The 16,078-nt window shown below is 42.1% G+C and carries 16 protein-coding genes; 7 read left to right on the forward strand and 9 right to left on the reverse strand.

Translation table 11 applies throughout. The features are described from left to right. The 3 genes from PHU20_RS09090 to PHU20_RS09100 all read right to left on the reverse strand — a co-directional run bounded on the left by PHU20_RS09090 (position 1) and on the right by PHU20_RS09100 (position 2,470). Positions 1-1,032: a sensor histidine kinase gene (locus PHU20_RS09090; protein WP_274825036.1), complete on the reverse strand. Its 1,032-nt coding sequence runs from the start codon at positions 1,030-1,032 to the stop codon at positions 1-3. Next, positions 1,029-1,385 (reverse strand): DUF4907 domain-containing protein, encoded by a 357-nt coding sequence (locus tag PHU20_RS09095; protein ID WP_274825037.1) that lies wholly within the window; start codon positions 1,383-1,385, stop codon positions 1,029-1,031. The genes PHU20_RS09090 and PHU20_RS09095 overlap by 4 nt, the downstream gene beginning before the upstream one ends. Before the next feature lie 92 nt (positions 1,386-1,477). Continuing rightward, a complete protein-coding gene (locus tag PHU20_RS09100; RefSeq protein WP_274825038.1) occupies positions 1,478-2,470 on the reverse strand; it encodes a Kelch repeat-containing protein in 993 nt (330 codons plus the stop codon). 266 nt (positions 2,471-2,736) lie between these two features. On the opposite strand from PHU20_RS09100, the gene PHU20_RS09105 reads away from it, so the two are divergent. The 4 genes from PHU20_RS09105 to PHU20_RS09120 all read left to right on the forward strand — a co-directional run bounded on the left by PHU20_RS09105 (position 2,737) and on the right by PHU20_RS09120 (position 6,658). Further along, on the forward strand, positions 2,737-4,035 hold the full coding sequence (locus PHU20_RS09105) for a DUF4270 family protein (protein WP_274825039.1): 1,299 nt from the start codon (positions 2,737-2,739) through the stop codon (positions 4,033-4,035). Further along, positions 4,022-5,275: a BamG family beta-barrel-assembly machinery protein gene (bamG, locus tag PHU20_RS09110; RefSeq protein WP_274825040.1), complete on the forward strand. Its 1,254-nt coding sequence runs from the start codon at positions 4,022-4,024 to the stop codon at positions 5,273-5,275. The genes PHU20_RS09105 and bamG overlap by 14 nt, the downstream gene beginning before the upstream one ends. A gap of 120 nt (positions 5,276-5,395) precedes the next feature. Next, positions 5,396-5,956 (forward strand): DUF6515 family protein, encoded by a 561-nt coding sequence (locus tag PHU20_RS09115; protein ID WP_274825041.1) that lies wholly within the window; start codon positions 5,396-5,398, stop codon positions 5,954-5,956. A 159-nt stretch (positions 5,957-6,115) separates the two neighbouring features. Beyond that, positions 6,116-6,658, forward strand: a complete 543-nt coding sequence (locus tag PHU20_RS09120; RefSeq protein ID WP_274825042.1) for a tyrosine-protein phosphatase — start codon at positions 6,116-6,118, stop codon at positions 6,656-6,658. Positions 6,659-6,700: 42 nt separating this feature from the next. Here PHU20_RS09120 and PHU20_RS09125 read toward each other — a convergent pair whose 3' ends face one another. From PHU20_RS09125 to PHU20_RS09150, 6 genes are read right to left on the reverse strand one after another with little or no spacing between them, the layout of a single operon-like run. Further along, positions 6,701-7,432 carry a LytR/AlgR family response regulator transcription factor gene (locus PHU20_RS09125; protein ID WP_274825043.1) on the reverse strand — a complete coding sequence of 244 codons (732 nt, stop codon included), beginning with the start codon at positions 7,430-7,432 and terminating at the stop codon, positions 6,701-6,703. A gap of 6 nt (positions 7,433-7,438) precedes the next feature. Continuing rightward, positions 7,439-8,479 (reverse strand): sensor histidine kinase, encoded by a 1,041-nt coding sequence (locus PHU20_RS09130; RefSeq protein ID WP_274825044.1) that lies wholly within the window; start codon positions 8,477-8,479, stop codon positions 7,439-7,441. Positions 8,480-8,489: 10 nt separating this feature from the next. Next, positions 8,490-9,710, reverse strand: coding sequence for an ABC transporter permease (locus tag PHU20_RS09135; protein WP_274825045.1), 1,221 nt, complete (start codon positions 9,708-9,710; stop codon positions 8,490-8,492). 2 nt (positions 9,711-9,712) lie between these two features. Beyond that, positions 9,713-10,456: an ABC transporter ATP-binding protein gene (locus tag PHU20_RS09140; protein WP_274825046.1), complete on the reverse strand. Its 744-nt coding sequence runs from the start codon at positions 10,454-10,456 to the stop codon at positions 9,713-9,715. Positions 10,457-10,462: 6 nt separating this feature from the next. Beyond that, positions 10,463-11,683 carry an efflux RND transporter periplasmic adaptor subunit gene (locus PHU20_RS09145; protein WP_274825047.1) on the reverse strand — a complete coding sequence of 407 codons (1,221 nt, stop codon included), beginning with the start codon at positions 11,681-11,683 and terminating at the stop codon, positions 10,463-10,465. Positions 11,684-11,687: 4 nt separating this feature from the next. Beyond that, on the reverse strand, positions 11,688-13,010 hold the full coding sequence (locus PHU20_RS09150) for a TolC family protein (RefSeq protein WP_274825048.1): 1,323 nt from the start codon (positions 13,008-13,010) through the stop codon (positions 11,688-11,690). A gap of 136 nt (positions 13,011-13,146) precedes the next feature. Here PHU20_RS09150 and PHU20_RS09155 point away from each other — a divergent pair, with 136 nt between their 5' ends. The 3 genes from PHU20_RS09155 to PHU20_RS09165 all read left to right on the forward strand — a co-directional run bounded on the left by PHU20_RS09155 (position 13,147) and on the right by PHU20_RS09165 (position 15,958). Beyond that, positions 13,147-13,344, forward strand: a complete 198-nt coding sequence (locus PHU20_RS09155) for a hypothetical protein (RefSeq protein ID WP_274825049.1) — start codon at positions 13,147-13,149, stop codon at positions 13,342-13,344. A gap of 19 nt (positions 13,345-13,363) precedes the next feature. Beyond that, on the forward strand, positions 13,364-14,557 hold the full coding sequence (locus tag PHU20_RS09160; RefSeq protein ID WP_274825050.1) for an Lcl C-terminal domain-containing protein: 1,194 nt from the start codon (positions 13,364-13,366) through the stop codon (positions 14,555-14,557). An 81-nt stretch (positions 14,558-14,638) separates the two neighbouring features. Further along, positions 14,639-15,958 carry an Lcl C-terminal domain-containing protein gene (locus tag PHU20_RS09165; RefSeq protein WP_274825051.1) on the forward strand — a complete coding sequence of 440 codons (1,320 nt, stop codon included), beginning with the start codon at positions 14,639-14,641 and terminating at the stop codon, positions 15,956-15,958. Positions 15,959-16,078 lie beyond the last annotated feature (120 nt).

The following is a 16,078-nucleotide window of genomic DNA, read 5'->3' on the forward strand; positions in this document are numbered from 1 at the left end:
TTAAAGATTTATTTTCAGATCAACATTATACGTCTCCCCATCGTCGGTTATCACTAATTCGTGGGAATTGGGATAGAGGTACTTAAGCCTGCTTTTTATATTTTCGAGACCTAGACCACTGCTATTGGTTTTTGGTTTTTGGTTGCCTATACTGTTCACGACATTGAAATGTATGGAATCTTGTAGGATCAGAAAATTAATTTGCACCTTCGTTTTTCCAAAATAATCGGTCCCGTATTTAAAGGCATTTTCAATAAATGATATAAACAATAGGGGTGGTACATATTTTTTATGATCGTCCCCTGTAATTTTTAAATTCACGTTCTCACTGTTCGCAAGCCGTAGCCGTTGTAAGGCCACATAGCTTTTAATGTATTCTATTTCCTTGTCTAGAGGTACTTTGTCCTTATCGGCTTCATAAAGCATATACCGCATTAATTCCGATAGGTTGATGATGGCCTCGGAGGTGTCGTTCGATTTTTTTACCGATAAGGAGTAAATAGTATTCAGGGAGTTAAAAAGAAAATGGGGGTTCAATTGTGCCTTTAAAAACTGAAGCTCCGACTGTACCTTCTCTTTTTCTATCGATTTTCTTAGGTCTTCGTTCTTTTGCCACCCTGTATAGACCCTTAACATGGTTGAAAAAAGCAAAGGTACGCCAAAATTAATTATTGGCATCAGGGGCAATCGGAATCTCAGTAAGTCATTTTGGAATGGCTCTGGCGGTAGGGTGTTCAGATATTCCCCCTCTTGAAACGGGGGGTACAAATTATGCATCAATAAGATGACAAACCCCAATAGGGATAGCGTTACTAGGAGGAATGAAAGTCTTTTGCCGTTCAGTAAAAGATGGGGTACAAGAAAAAAATAATTGATGTAGAACAGCAGGGTTGCTGTCATTATCTTGATAAGTAAACCGCTGGGTAACGGACGGGAAAGGGCGAAAAAAGGATATAGAAGCAAGCCATAAAGTGCAAACCATAAAAAAACGTGCACCAAGACTTGTGGTATGTTCTTCTTTTGAAGGGTCATTCAATGGATTTTTTTACTACGGGAATGTCAATTTCCAAATGTTCAAGATCTGAGAGTGATAGTCTGGGGTCCTCTCCGTTCAATATTTTGGAAATGACCATTTCAGCCGTTTTTTCAGCATCTTCAGCAGTAGTAAAAGGATGGTTACCTTGTATTGCGGGAATGTTGCCTTGTTGGATCAACACCTTATTGGCATGGTTTAAGATTCGATATCCAAAACCTTCCTCCACAGGATAAACTTCTGACCGTATGCCCTTTTTCTGGTCCGTACAGCTTCCAAAGAAAAGGACACCACTTAATAGGCATACTATGATCCCTATAAAGGCCAATTTGTTTTTTAATGTGGTTTTCATATTCATATAATTTTGCAATGGGGCGATACTTACGAAAAGCACCGCCCCATTACTAAACTTATTCAACTGTCACTCAGCAAATAATTTGCAAGCTAGTCCTCGTCATCATATTCGTCAAAGGGATACAACTCATAAAGGTCATCCAAATAAAGACTGCTCGTACGGCCTAGTCCGACAAATGCACGTGAGCCGTTAGAGAAGGCGATTGGGTCTTGTCTTGAAGTACCTTCAAAACTGGTTCTGGTTTCCCAAGTATCATCGCTTGGATCATATTTCCAAACTGTAGTCAATGTTCCTCCTGAAGTACCACAAGCGATATATCCGTATCCATCTATGGTGAATCCTGCGGCATTACTTCTTGTGATGCTATAATCATCTTCTTCATCCAATGGCAATTTTTCGGTCCAGGATTCCGTAGAAGGGTCGAATACCCAGAAATCATCTACGTAAACACCGTTGGAAACCCCTGTTCCTAGATAAACAAGGTCATCTATGATAAAGTTTGTGGCAGACCTTCTTTTGTCTCCACCAAAGCCGACCATTTCGGTCCATGTGTCAGAGCTGGGGTCATATTTCCAAAAATCCTTACGGTCGTTTTCACCATCGTATCCTGTGCCGAAATATCCGTAACCATTAATGCCGAATGCTGTAGCACTACGTCTTGGGGATGATATGGAGGCAATTTGTGACCATGTGTTCGAGCTTGGGTTGTAGGCATAAAAATCGGTCAATTCATCAAGACCGTCATATCCTGAACCAATATATCCCGTACCATCGACCTGGAAACCTGCGGCCGCATTTCTGGCACTTCCAGGGAAATCGGCTTTTTGAACCCAATAATCGCCATCGATATCATAAGACCAAAAAGAGGTAAGGTAATCGTCACCATCATAACCCGTACCCATATAACCTATATCGCCGATGGTAAATCCGGCGACACCACTACGGGCTACGCCATCAAAAACAGATCTTTCTATCCAGTTTCCTTCATAGTCATCATCATCACTCGAACAACTAGATAGCGTAAATAATACAACGCCCATCATGGCTATATGTTTAAAGTGGTATTGCAGTAAGTTTTTCATAATGTCTTTTTGTTTTCCTTCTCTTTAATGGTTTTCCTACTCTTTAATTAAAATTTTGTTCAAAACTAGCGCAGTATACCTATGATTGAAACTGAAATAGATGAATGCGCTCTTTTAACGTATGAACCATGTAATTTAGTCGACGAAATCGATAACATGTTTAATCGTCTAAATTACTGTATTGGTCTAATAACTATCGGGTTTGGTCTATTGTGGTTTTTGTCTTACTATAGTGGTTATACTTTTGCGACCAAATTAATTTTTTTATGAAGAATATCCTATTACTAATTTGTTGCCTTGTTTTGTTCGCTTCCTGTAGCGACGATTCGATCAACGATTCTGATTTTCTGGCCGGGGAAACTTTCACCGATAGCAATGTGCGTGTACTGCTGCTTGATAGTCTTACGGTGAAGTTGTCTACCATGAAATTTGACAGTATCGTGACTTCCGATGGTAGTAGGATGTTGGTGGGGGAATACACCGATCCCGTATTTGGAACGATAAAGAGTTCAAGCTTTATAGAAATGGTGCCTTCTTCGTATGATATTGATGAGGATGCTTATTATGACAGTATCGTTTTCATACTCCGTTACGACAATTATTATTATAACGATACCATAGCCGAAAATACTTACCATATCAAGGAATTGAGTGAGGCTTTGAGTCCTGATTCGGAAGATGATTATTTTTATAACACCAGTAGTGTTGATTATTATGAAGATGACCTGGGGTCGATCACCGTTGCCCCCAGACCTATAGGGAGGGACTCGATATACATTAAGTTAGACGATACCTTTGGGTTGGATTTGTTCCAAAAACTGCAGGATGAGGACTTGACCGATTATGATGAATTTGTCGATTACTTTAAAGGTTTTGTCATTCAGCCCGATGACACTGCCAATGGCACCGTTTTGGGATTCTCGTTGTCCTCCGATATGCGCCTTTATTATAGTATAGCAGGGGAAACGGATACTGAGGATTATTATACCTCTTTTACGATAAATACCACTAGTTCTCCGGTTCCTTTTTTCAATCAGATTTCCGCGGCCGATCCCATTTCCTATCTATCGGGCTTAACCGATAATGAGGTCAATCTCTATAGCGAGGATGCGCAAGATCAAAGTTTTGTGCAGTCGGGTATAGGAATAACCACTAGGATAGAGATCCCGTATTTAAAATCGCTGGGCGATATCCAAGGGCAGGGTACCTTACTCAGTGCAACATTGCGTATAAAACCCCAGGCGAACTCTTATAACGATTATTTGATGCTTCAGGATACCCTAGGGGTTTATGTGGTCGATCAAAACAATGATCTATCGTACCAAACATCCATGGAGGCCATTTTAAATACGGATAACGAAGAATTCGATGATATCTATTATGAAGTGTCTTTAAGTAGTTATTTGGAAGACATATTGGAGACCGATTTGGATAATACGGATGCCTTGATCCTGTTACCTAGCGACTACACTTCCAAAGTGGACCGAGTGATCTTGGATGCGAATTTGGACTCGGAGAGCCCACAACTAGAAATAATATATGCCATTTACGATGAAGATGAATAAAACCCCTTACTTTATACTCGCTGTCATTCTTTTGGCATTAAATTCCATAACGGCCCAATCCGAGGCGTTGACAAGTTCTCCCTATTCTTTATATGGGTTAGGGGTCATCAACCAGTCCAGTATCGGTTTTACCAATGGTTTGGGATATACCGGTATAGGTATAGGTACAGATACCCAAATCAACAATTTGAATGCCGCAAATTATGGTTTGATACCCGCAAATTCATTTTACTATGATGTCGGAATACGAGGGGGGTACAATACCTATAGTAGCTCAACCGATAACGAATCCAAAACAACCTTGAACTTTGCCGACTTGGCCGTGGCATTCCGTATTACGGAAGGACTGGGGATGGGTATTACCATGGTACCTTATACCGATGTAGGTTATACTTTGGTAGGTTTGGAAACGAATATTGAAGGTTCGACCGAAACTTTTGAAAGTAATGTTTCAGGTCTTGGTGGACTTAGTGACCTTAAATTGAACATAGGTTACGCAGTTACCGATATCTTACGGTTCGGTCTAAGTACTTCGTTTTTGTTCGGTAACATAGAGGAACAAGAGTATTTTGTGATAAGTAGTAGTGCTCTAAGTACTTCGGAGGAAACCAATTATTCAGGTTTTAGAGTCGGACTTGGAATGCAATTCGATATTACGGATAAAATCACCATGGGAAGTACAATGCAACTTCCTTCAAGTTTAAAAGGTAATCTTACCCGTACGGTAGTAAAGTATTTGGATGGTTCGGAAATAACCGTTGAGGATGACGAAAGTGATACGGTCGATGATTTTGATATGCCCTTGGAAGTAGGGATCGGTTTCAGTGCTAGGGTAATGGAGTCATTGACATTGAGTGCGGATTATAAAAAGAACTATTGGAGTAAGACCGGACAGGAAGAAAATCTGGGCAAGTATGAAGACCAGGATATTGTGTCCTTTGGAGCCGAATATGTGAATAACCCCACTAGTTTTAAATATGCCGATCGTATCCGCTACCGTGCAGGATTCAATTATGACAACGGATATTTGGCCGTCAACGGCATAAAGGTAGATAGCTATAATATTACCGCGGGTATAGGCTTGCCCATTGGCCAAGGCCTACGATCTTTGATGAACCTCTCGTACAGTTATGGTGCAAAAGGGCAGATAGAAAATATACTCGTAAAGGAAAACTATCATTTACTTACCTTGAATTTGAGCTTCGCCGATCTTTGGTTCCAAAAACGATTGATCAATTGATGGTATTTTTTAAGCAGTAGGCTATTTAAAATAGTGTTAATTACAAATATCAAATTAAACCTATTGTAAAAAGCTGGGTCAAAATGACATTAAAAAGCTAATAATTAAAATTCCATTATTATGAAAAAGGCAATTATTTTAATGTTAGGAGTTGTACTGTCAACAGCTTTTATAAACGAAGCAAATGCACAAAGAAGAACCAGTAAGGTAGCCACTACTTCCAAGGTCGTAAGGGTGCCGAGAACCAAGGTGACCTATAAAAAACCTAGGGCTAAGGTACTTGCGGTTCGGACAATACCGAATAAGAGAACGATCGTTTCGACAAGAGGTGAAAAATACTTTTTCTCGAACAATAGGTATTATAGGTATTACAATGGTAGGTATATTCACGTTGCCCCTCGGGTTGGCTTGCGAATAGGCATCTTACCTCCAGGTTTTAGAACCATTGTATTCGCCGGAAGGAGTTATTTTTATTTCGATGGGGTATATTATGAGCCCAGCGGTGATGAATACGAAGTGGTTTACCCTGAACTAGGCACTGTAATCTATGAGTTGCCCGATAACTATGAGAAGGTAGAGTATGATGGCGATTTACTGTATGAAGCCAATGGGGTGCTGTATGAAAAAGTTCAAGTGGATGGTACCAGGGCTTATGAAGTCGTGGGTATCATAGAGGACTAGAAAAAAACTGGAATACGTCGAGTATCAGTATAAAAAAAAGCAGGGTAAGGGTTTGGGTCGATTGGCCCTGGTCGTTACCCTGTTTTTTCGATTTATGTAGGCGGGAAGGTAACTGTCCAATTATAATTTTGTTCGGAATTGGATTTAATAAAAATGGGAATGTATAAAAAGTGGTTGCTCCTGGTTTTCCTTTGTATTGGCATAGCCTCCTATGCCCAGCAAAACGATTTTGAAAAGATCGGTTCCACGAATTTCAAAAGGCTGTACCGTTTGAACGATTCCATGTTCCGGTCCGAGCAGCCCAGTAAAAAAGGGTTTAAAGAACTCCAATCGCTTGGGGTTAAAACCGTCCTTAATTTAAGGCGACAGAAAAAGGACGATAGGAAAGTCGTGGGTACCGAATTACAGGTGGTGAATTTACCATTGAAAGCGGCAGAACTTGATGAAACTAAAATAATAACGGTTTTAAAGGCCATCGGGGTAGCCGAAAGTCCGGTATTGATTCACTGTTGGCATGGATCGGATCGTACGGGGGCCATTGCGGCAGCGTACCGGATGGTATTTGAAAAGTGGCCTAAGGAAAAGGCCATTGCCGAATTCAGGTACAGGGATTTTGGGTATCATGAAAAAATGTACCCTAATCTGGTAACGTTGTTGTTGAATTTGGATATAGTGCGGATCCAAAAAGAAATAGGCATATAGTCCCATCCCCTTTGGATCTGGGTTGAACCATTTAAGATGAAATCAATCCAAGCTGTTTTTAGCGATATAGGCCAAAAATTCCGGTTTATAATTTTCCGAAACGGTAATCCGTTGATCTCCGATAATGATTTGACTCCGTTCTATGACATCGATGGCCTCTAAGGAAACAATAAATGAACGGTGTATGCGCATGAACTTATCAGGAGGAAGTTCTTCCTGGAGGCTTTTAAGGCTCATCAGGGTCAATATGGGTCTTGGCCGGTCTTTGAGCCAAATCTTGATATAGTCCTTTAAACCTTCAAAATAAAGAACATTATCCAAGTAGATCTTCAATTGTTTATAGTCCGATTTAACGAATAGGAATTCTTTGTCTTTGGTAGCGGCCTTCTGTGTTTTGCCCCTGACCAAGGCAAACCAGTCTTTGGCTTTGTTTGCGGCCGATAAAAATTCGGCATAATCAAAGGGTTTCAACAAATAATCCAAAGCCTCGACTTTAAAACCTTCCAACGCATATTCTGAAAATGCCGTGGTGAAGATGACACGGGTTTTTTTGGAAATCAACTTGGAAAGATCTATCCCTGTAAGATCGGGCATCTGAATGTCCAGGAAAATCAAATCGACCGGCTCATTTTCCATAAAGGTCAGTGCCTCCAGGGCACTTTCACATTTTTCCTTAAGGACTAAAAAGGGGGTTTTCAATACATAGCCTTCTATAAGTTGTAAGGCCATGGGTTCATCATCTACAACGATACAGCTAATGGGATTGGGCTTCATTTACGATCAAGTTTCTAAGGTCAGAATGGCTATAAAGATACCATCTTCCACCTTATAAACGAAATGATGCTGATCGGGATATAATAATCGTAACCGTTTTTCCAAATTTTCCAAACCTATTCCTGAGCCACTTTTATCATTGGTGTTCTTCGGTAAATTGGGATTGGTGGCGGTAAAGGTCAATTTGGTCGCTTCAATCTCCAATTTAAAGTCCAGGTTCGAGGGTCTGCCTGCAGATACACCGTGCTTAAAGGCATTCTCTACCAAGGTAATGAACAGAAGGGGTACTACTTTTATATTGGGGACCATTTTGGGGAACGAGTAGGATATTTTGATCTTATCCGTAAACCGTAGTTTCATGAGTTCAATATATTGGGTCATGAAATCCAGTTCTTTTTGTAAGGGTACTTTTTCGGTTTCGGTATCGTATAACAGGTACCGCATGAGTTTACCCAAGCTGTGAATGGTTTTTTTGGCACTTACCGGATTGAGGTCTACCAGCGAATAAATATTGTTCAGCGCATTGAAGAAGAAATGGGGTTGCAATTGATATTTTAGATGTTGGATCTCGGATTGCAATTGGACGTTCTTTGCCTCCTTGCGTTCGGTCTCGGTCTTTTTCCATCTTTCGGTGGTCTTTAAGGCGATGGAGAAAGCGAGGGGGACAAGGGAGGCGAAAAAGTCAAGATACCAGAATATCTTTCTTGGGGGCTTGTTCTCAGGATTATCAATCAGGATGAAAATGTTGGAAAGAAAACCCCTCAGTTCGTGGTTCGCCCAAACCAAGACTGTGATCAATACGATATTGATGATAAAAAAGAGAACTATCCTTTTGCCAAAAAAGAATCTATCAATCAAAAAGAGGTAATTGATGTAGAAAATGAAGGCATAAAAAAACAAAGGAACCCAAGTGTGTATCAATGATCGGGTCACTACTTGGGAATTTTGGTTTTGTCCTTGCGACAACAAATAGGGCATGCTGAACAATAGCAACCATGCCAGAACATGCAACAAGGGAAATAAATATTTTTTACGGTTCAATTCCATCTTTTCTTATTTACTCATAGCGCAAAGCCGTGATCGGATCTAATGCCGCTGCTTTCTTTGCAGGATACCATCCAAAGAATATACCTGTAACGGCACAAACGGCGAACGATATGATAATCGAATACATAGCGACACTGGTGGGCCAATGTAAGAATTTCTCGATAAAAATCGTAGATCCTAGCCCTAAGGTTACACCTATAAGTCCACCGGTGATACTGATTAAAATGGCTTCGATCAAAAACTGCATCAAGATATCGGAACCTTTGCCGCCAACGGCCATTCGCAAACCGATTTCCTTAGTGCGTTCTTTTACCGATACGTACATGATATTCATGATGCCTATACCGCCGATCAATAACGAGATACCGGCTACGGCCACTAAGAGTACGGTCAACATTTCGCTGGTAGAACTGAATGTTGAAATCAATTCTTCCATAGAACGTACCGTAAAATCATCATTTTCATTATCCAATAATTTGTGTCGGGAGCGTAATATTTCGGTAACTTGTGTTACGGCTTCCGGGGCATCGTCTTCACTTGTTGCCGATGCCATGATTTGGTTTAAATAGTCAATGGCCAAAATACGCTTTTGAACGGTAGAAAAAGGTGCTATGACCACGTCATCCTGATCTTGGCCAAAGGTGTTTTCCCCTTTTTCTTCCAATACCCCGATAACTTTAAACGGAATACTGTTAAAGCGGACCAGTTTGCCAATAGGGTCTTCGCCATCCGGGAATACATTGTCGACAACCGTCTGACCTAATAAAACAACCTTGGAAGCGGCTTGTACTTCGGCATCGGTAAACATACTTCCACTTTGAAGGCCGACCACTTTAATGTCCAGGTATTCGGGATTTACACCAAAAATGGTAGATGGCCAGTTATTGGCTCCGTTGATTACTTGTCCACTGCCATTTACAACAGGTGTAATGTAATTTAATAAGGTAGTTTTCCCTTTTATCTCCTCGTAATCTTTATAGGTCAATGTTTGCACATCGCCACCACTTCCTCTTGCTGGACCTCTATCATCTTCCCCGGGTCTAATGGTAATCATATTCGATCCCATGCTCGAGATGGTACTCCGTATGCTTTGCTTTGAACCTTCCCCTATGGCCAACATGGCAATTACGGCTGCTACTCCTATGATGATGCCCAACATGGTGAGAAGGGTTCTGATCTTGTTGAGGACAATGGCCTTAAAGGCAATTTTAAATAAATTCAATAGTCTCATAATTAATGGTCTTCTACAGGTAATGAGGCTAATTCAGTAGCCGCTGATTGAATATCTTTATTGAGGTAGTCCTTAATGATGTTGCCATCTTTCAAGACAATGGTTCTACTGCTAAAGGTCGCAATGTCTGGCTCGTGGGTCACGAAGGTAATCGTGATACCCTTTTCATTCAACTCTTGGAATAAGGACATGATTTCGTAAGAAGTGCGAGTGTCCAGGTTTCCGGTTGCTTCATCCGCTAAGATCATAACTGGGTTGTTGACCAAAGACCTTGCAATGGCCACCCTTTGCTGTTGCCCCCCGGAAAGCTGTGAAGGGGTGTGGTCCATACGGTCGCCCAAACCTACCATTTCCAAAGCCTTAAAGGCTCGTTCTTTACGTTCGTCGGTAGAAACCTTACTGTTGTATAGCAGGGGTAATTCTACATTTTCCAATGCAGATGTCCGTGCCAGTAAATTATAGGATTGAAAAATGAACCCTATTTTTTCATTTCTAATTGTTGCCAATTGATTTCTGTTCAAATCTTTTACGCTAACCCCATCAATTTGGTATAATCCCGATGTTGGCTGATCTAAACACCCTAAAATATTAAGCATGGTACTTTTTCCCGAACCACTAGATCCCATGATGGTAACGAACTCCCCTTCGGAAATGGTAAACGAAATACCCTTTAACGCATGGACAATCTCGTTACCCATCGTAAACTCCCGTTTTAAATTCTCTATTTTTATGATATCCTTATTCATGCTCGCTTACTTTTTTTTACTCGATCCTGGTCGCTTAGGCATAAACGGACTCTCATCAGGTCCTCCACTGGCTTGTTCGATAGGATTTTCCGATTTAAGGCTGTATACCAATTTGTCACCCTCTTCGACACCGTCCAATAGCTGTACATTGACGCCGTTACTGGCACCAAGGGTTACTTCTTTAGGGGAAATGGCCCCATTGTCCTCTAAAACCCACACTTGTGTTGTTCCTTCTTCATCTGGCATAGGCCCTCCTTTTGGAGGTTCGAATCCTATATTGTGTTGCTCGTTGTAGGCCATTAGAATCGGTGGGGTTGGTTTAAAATTAATGGCTTTGGCCTCTGTGGTCAAGACATCCTTGAGCTCTAAGGTATAGATTGAAATGGTGGCCGTAAGACCTGGTTTAAGCTTAAGATCGGGATTGTCTGCCTTTATCACCACCGTATAGGTAATGACATTGGATGTTTCCGTATAATCCAAACGAACTTGTGTTACGGTACCTTCAAAAGTTTCCCCTAAATAGGCATCCACGGTGAAAGTCACCCTTTGACCTTCTTTGACACCGCCTATATCGGCTTCATCCACATCGGCCTCAACCTGCATTTCCTTTAAATCCTGGGCAATGGTAAAAAGGGTAGGAGTGCTATAACTTGCTGCCACCGTTTGGCCTTCATCGATATCCCTAGACAATACGACGCCATTAATGGGGGAGTAGATGTTCGCATAACCCAAGTTGGTCTTTGCTTCTTGCAAGTCTGATAACCGTTGGGTAACCGTACCTTTGGCTGTTTCATAATTGTAGAGGGCGTCATCATAATCCGATTTGCTAATGACTTTATTTTCATACAATGTTTTTTGCCGTTCAAAAATGGTCTGCATGTAGTTTCTTTGACTAATGGCATTGTCATAGGATGCCTGTGCCTGCATTAGGGCAGCCCTTAGATTCGTTTTATCCAGTTCCGCGATCAATTGACCTTCCTTGACGATACTGTTGTAGTCCACATAGATTTTTTTGACCACCCCGGAAACCTGCGTACCGACATCTACTTGATTGGTGGGTTCTATGGTGCCGGTGGCCGTTACCATGGTGGTTACATCCCCTTTTTTGACTGTAAGGGTCTGTGCCTCAATGACGGCGTCGTCATCGCTCTTTAAAAAGCTGTACCCAATTAAGGCAATTATCAATACAGCTATACCGCCTATTATTAATTTCTTTTTGTTTTTCATTTGATTAAAGTTTAATGTCGTTTCCTTGATAAAATTGTAATAATTGGGTGTAAAGCAGGCTAAGGTATTTGGCCTGTAAATAATTCTGTTCCGCGTTGGTATACGTATTTTGGCTCACTACAAGGTCGGTGGTACTCAATGCCCCTAACTCATATTGTTTTTGGGCCAATCGGTACGATTCCCCTGCGGCGTTCTTCGCCACTTCCGCTGCCGACATTTGGCCTTGTGCCGCAAGGGCATTTTGCCAAGCCGACTCTATTTTTTGATAAAGATCTTTTTCTTCTTGGGCGAGATCCAGTTTTGCGATTTCAATATCTATTTTGGCGTTTTCAACATCCGTTTTAGTTTGGTTTCTGTTGAAAATAGGCACGCTTAACGAGAGTCCGACCCTTTGGTTGAAGTTTAGATCCAACTGATCTGAAAAATTATAATCCTGTGTAGACGTATATCCCGAGCCAAGGCTTCCCGATAGGGAAAGGGTAGGTAAATACCCTCCTTTGGCAATATCGAGTTCCTTTTCGAAAACCGAAACATTTACCTTACCCGCATTGATTTCCGGTAGGTTCTCTAGGGCCTTTTCATAGACTAAATTCAAATCGGGGACCAATTCCTTTCCATTGCCGTCAACTTCCGCTATTTGGAACGAGGTACCGATCGGAAGCTCCAAGAGCTGTTTAAGGGTCAATAGCTGTGTGGCATAATCATTTTTGGCAGTTATGAGGTTATAGGCGTTGGTAGCCGTATTCGATTGGGCGTCGGTATAATCCTTCATGGCTATGGAACCTGCATCCAAGCGGGCCTTGGCCTGCTCCTCTTCTTTTTGGGAAGCGATGAGGTTGTTTTCGGCTATGGTTATGTTTTCTTTACCGTAAAGTAATTGGATATAACTTTCGGTAATGCTCAAGATGATATTGTTTTTGGCTTCTTCTTCATATAAGGAATATTGGTCGACCAATAATTTGTTTTGTTTTATTTCATTGGAAATCTGATTGCCTTGAAAAAGGGTAACCGAGGAATTGAGTCCCAAACTGGTAGCATTGATCTGTTGTGAAACAAAATCACTGGTTATCGGGTCAATCGAATTACCATTGGTAAAGTTTTGTGAAGCAGAACCGTAAAGATTCGGTAATCGGGCCGATTTAGCTTCCTTAAAGTCCTGAAGCGTACCGTTCTTTTCCAAAACAGCTTGTTTTACGGTAATATTATGTTCTAAGGCGTATGAGATACATTCATCCAGGGTCCAAATTTTATCCACGGGTTCGATAGATTGCTGTCCCTGTGTAAATTGGACGATAAGTGCAAGCAGAATAATTATTGATTTTTTCATGTTGTATCCTGATTTTATTGAAATACGGTCCAAAGATGTAAATTAATGTAGGCCGTTACCATCGAAATAGATAAAGCAAGGGATTGACTAGATTAAAACGAAGATTTTATCGATTGGATTTTACAGGTGATCGTAAATGGGACGGGAAATAAACGTGTATTCCCTATGTGCATTCGTCAAATTTGTACGGCTCGTAGATGTGATTTACGGTTTTATTGATTTGATTTCTTTTTTGGGGATTTTTTATGGTTTTTTGGTTCATGATGATAAAAAAACGGGTTATTGGGGCATCAAAGCAAACAGTAGGGCCCAGGCCATGGGTAAAGACCCTTAAAAATTCGAGGTTCCTTCTTATGGGGATACTGTTAGTGGTTGGTGTCCAATCGTGCGGTCATGAAAGTAATGGGGATACTGTGGACGAGGTAATCGATGGGGGTGATGGTGATATAGTGGACGGTAATTTACCCGATATTACCGGTTTTCCCATCGTCGATACCGGTCAAACCGATTTCTATGATAATTCAACGGTAATGTCGCCCCCTTCATCCGGGGATGATTTTTACGGGCAAGATGCGGCATATGATGGCAACCAGCCTTCATATACAAGTAATGGTGACGGTACGGTTACCGATAATGTTACCGGTCTCATGTGGCAAAATTCATGGGATCACAATGGGGATGGTACCATTGACTACGATGATAAGCTTACCTATGATGGGCTCCTGGCCTTGATTGAAGCGGGGTATGCCTATGCGGGGTATACAGACTGGCGTTTGCCCAGTATAAAGGAATTGTACTCCTTGATCTTGTTCAGTGGCATGGATATTAGCGGATATGAAGGGGCAGCTACCGATGGTTTAACCCCATTTATCAATACCGATTATTTTGAATTTGCGTATGGCGATCTCGACGCTGGTGAACGTTTGATCGATGTGCAATGTGCTTCAAAAAATCGATATGTCGGTGGTTCGATGGAAATGGTTTTCGGGGTCAACTTTGCGGATGGACGTATAAAAGGGTATGGTACGACCAATTCCGGAGAGGAAAAGGCATTCAATTACCTTATGGTAAGGGGAAATGATACGTATGGGGAGAATGAGTTCACCGATAATGGTGACGGTACCATTACCGATGCCGCCACAGGGTTGATGTGGATGCAGGATGACAATGGGGAAGGCCTTTATTGGAAAGAGGCGTTAAGTTATGCGGCGCACTATGAATTTGCCGGGTACTCCGATTGGCGCTTGCCGAACGTTAAGGAGCTTCAGGGTATCGTGGACTATACACGGTCTCCGGAAACTACCGGTTCAGCGGCTATCGATCCGCTTTTCAATAGTGACCAAATTACCAATGAAGCTGGTGAGGAAGATTATCCCTACTATTGGAGTGGTACCACACATGCCAATTGGACCACCTCAGGGAATAATGGGGCGTGGGGGGCATATGTCGCTTTTGGAAGGGCCATGGGGTATATAACGGGGTGGACGGATGTTCACGGAGCCGGGGCGCAACGCAGCGACCCCAAAAACGGTGATCCCAGTGATTAACCGACCGGTAACGGACCCCAGGGCGACGCTATCAGGGTCTACAATTATGTAAGATTGGTAAGGGATATAAATTAAGGTACTATGAATCGATTCTATATTAAAATTTGTGTAGGTATTTGGGTTGTTTTACCCATTTGGGGTTTTTCACAAAACTACCCCATCGTTGGTACGGGCCAAACTGTTTTTTACGATGATCAAAACGAAATTGCAGCTCCCTCTAAAGGGGAGCCTTTTTACGGGCAGGATGCAAACTTCCCCGGAAATGTTCCTTCCTATATCAATAATGGTGATGGTACGGTTACCGATAATGTAACCGGACTTATGTGGCAACAGACTTTCGATCATAATGGTGATGGTAAGATCAATGTCAAGGATAAACTAACCTATAAAGAAATCATTGAAAAATTTGGGGACGGTGGCGTTACTTTCGCCGGATATGATGACTGGCGATTGCCGACCATCAAGGAAATGTATTCCTTGATTTTATTCAGTGGTAGGGATATCTCACCACAGAGCAACGCTGCAGAAGGCCATACCCCTTTTATTGCCAATGACATTTTTGAATTTGCCTATGGCGATTTGGAGGAGGGGGAAAGGTTGATAGATATGCAATGTGCCACGACTACGGTATATGTGAGTGATGAAGTGTCGCCTACCGTGTTCGGGGTGAATTTCGCCGATGGGCGAATAAAGGGGTACGGTCTGGGCATACCGGGTAGAGGGGCCAAGACGTTTAATTATTTGCTTGTGCGCGGCAATACCTCCTATGGGGAAAACCACTTTGTCGATACTAAAGATGGTACGATTACCGATGGGGCGACCGGACTCATGTGGATGCAGAACGACAATGGGGAAGGATTGAATTGGCAAGAGGCCCTAAAGTATGCCGATAATGCGGATTTTGCCGGCTATTCCGATTGGCGTTTGCCCAATGCCAAGGAATTACAAAGTATAGTAGACTATTCACGCTCACCGGCTACCACAAAATCGGCAGCTATAGCCCCTCTTTTTAACTGTACGCAGATTACGAACGAGGACGGAGAGGTAGATTACCCCTGGTATTGGAGTAGCACTACACATGCACGTGAAGGTAAAAACGGTGGCACGGCCGCAGTTTATGTTGCTTTTGGAAAATCATTGGGTAATATGCCTGCACGACCTTCAAGGGGGATGCCCGGGATAAAAAGTAGGGAAGGGGCAAGGCCCGTTGGTCTACCTGAGCAAGGTGAGCGGAGGGGTAGTGAAAGTGAATCCCCTAATTGGGTCGATATCCATGGCGCTGGTAGCCAAAGGAGCGATCCAAAATCAGGAAATCCCGATCATTACAAGAATGGTCGAGGCCCACAGGGAGATGCCATAAGAATATATAATTATGTGCGATTGGTGCGGAATGTAAATTAACCCCTTAGGGTTGGATAATCCCTGTTGGGCCCTTAAGGTCAAAGCACGTTTGTTGTTAAGCAACTTACGTGCTTTTTTATTTGGACAAAAAGTAATCGACCGGTAAAACGGGCAAAGCTG

Source organism: Maribacter polysaccharolyticus (genome assembly GCF_028882255.1).
Classification (GTDB): domain Bacteria; phylum Bacteroidota; class Bacteroidia; order Flavobacteriales; family Flavobacteriaceae; genus Maribacter_A; species Maribacter_A polysaccharolyticus.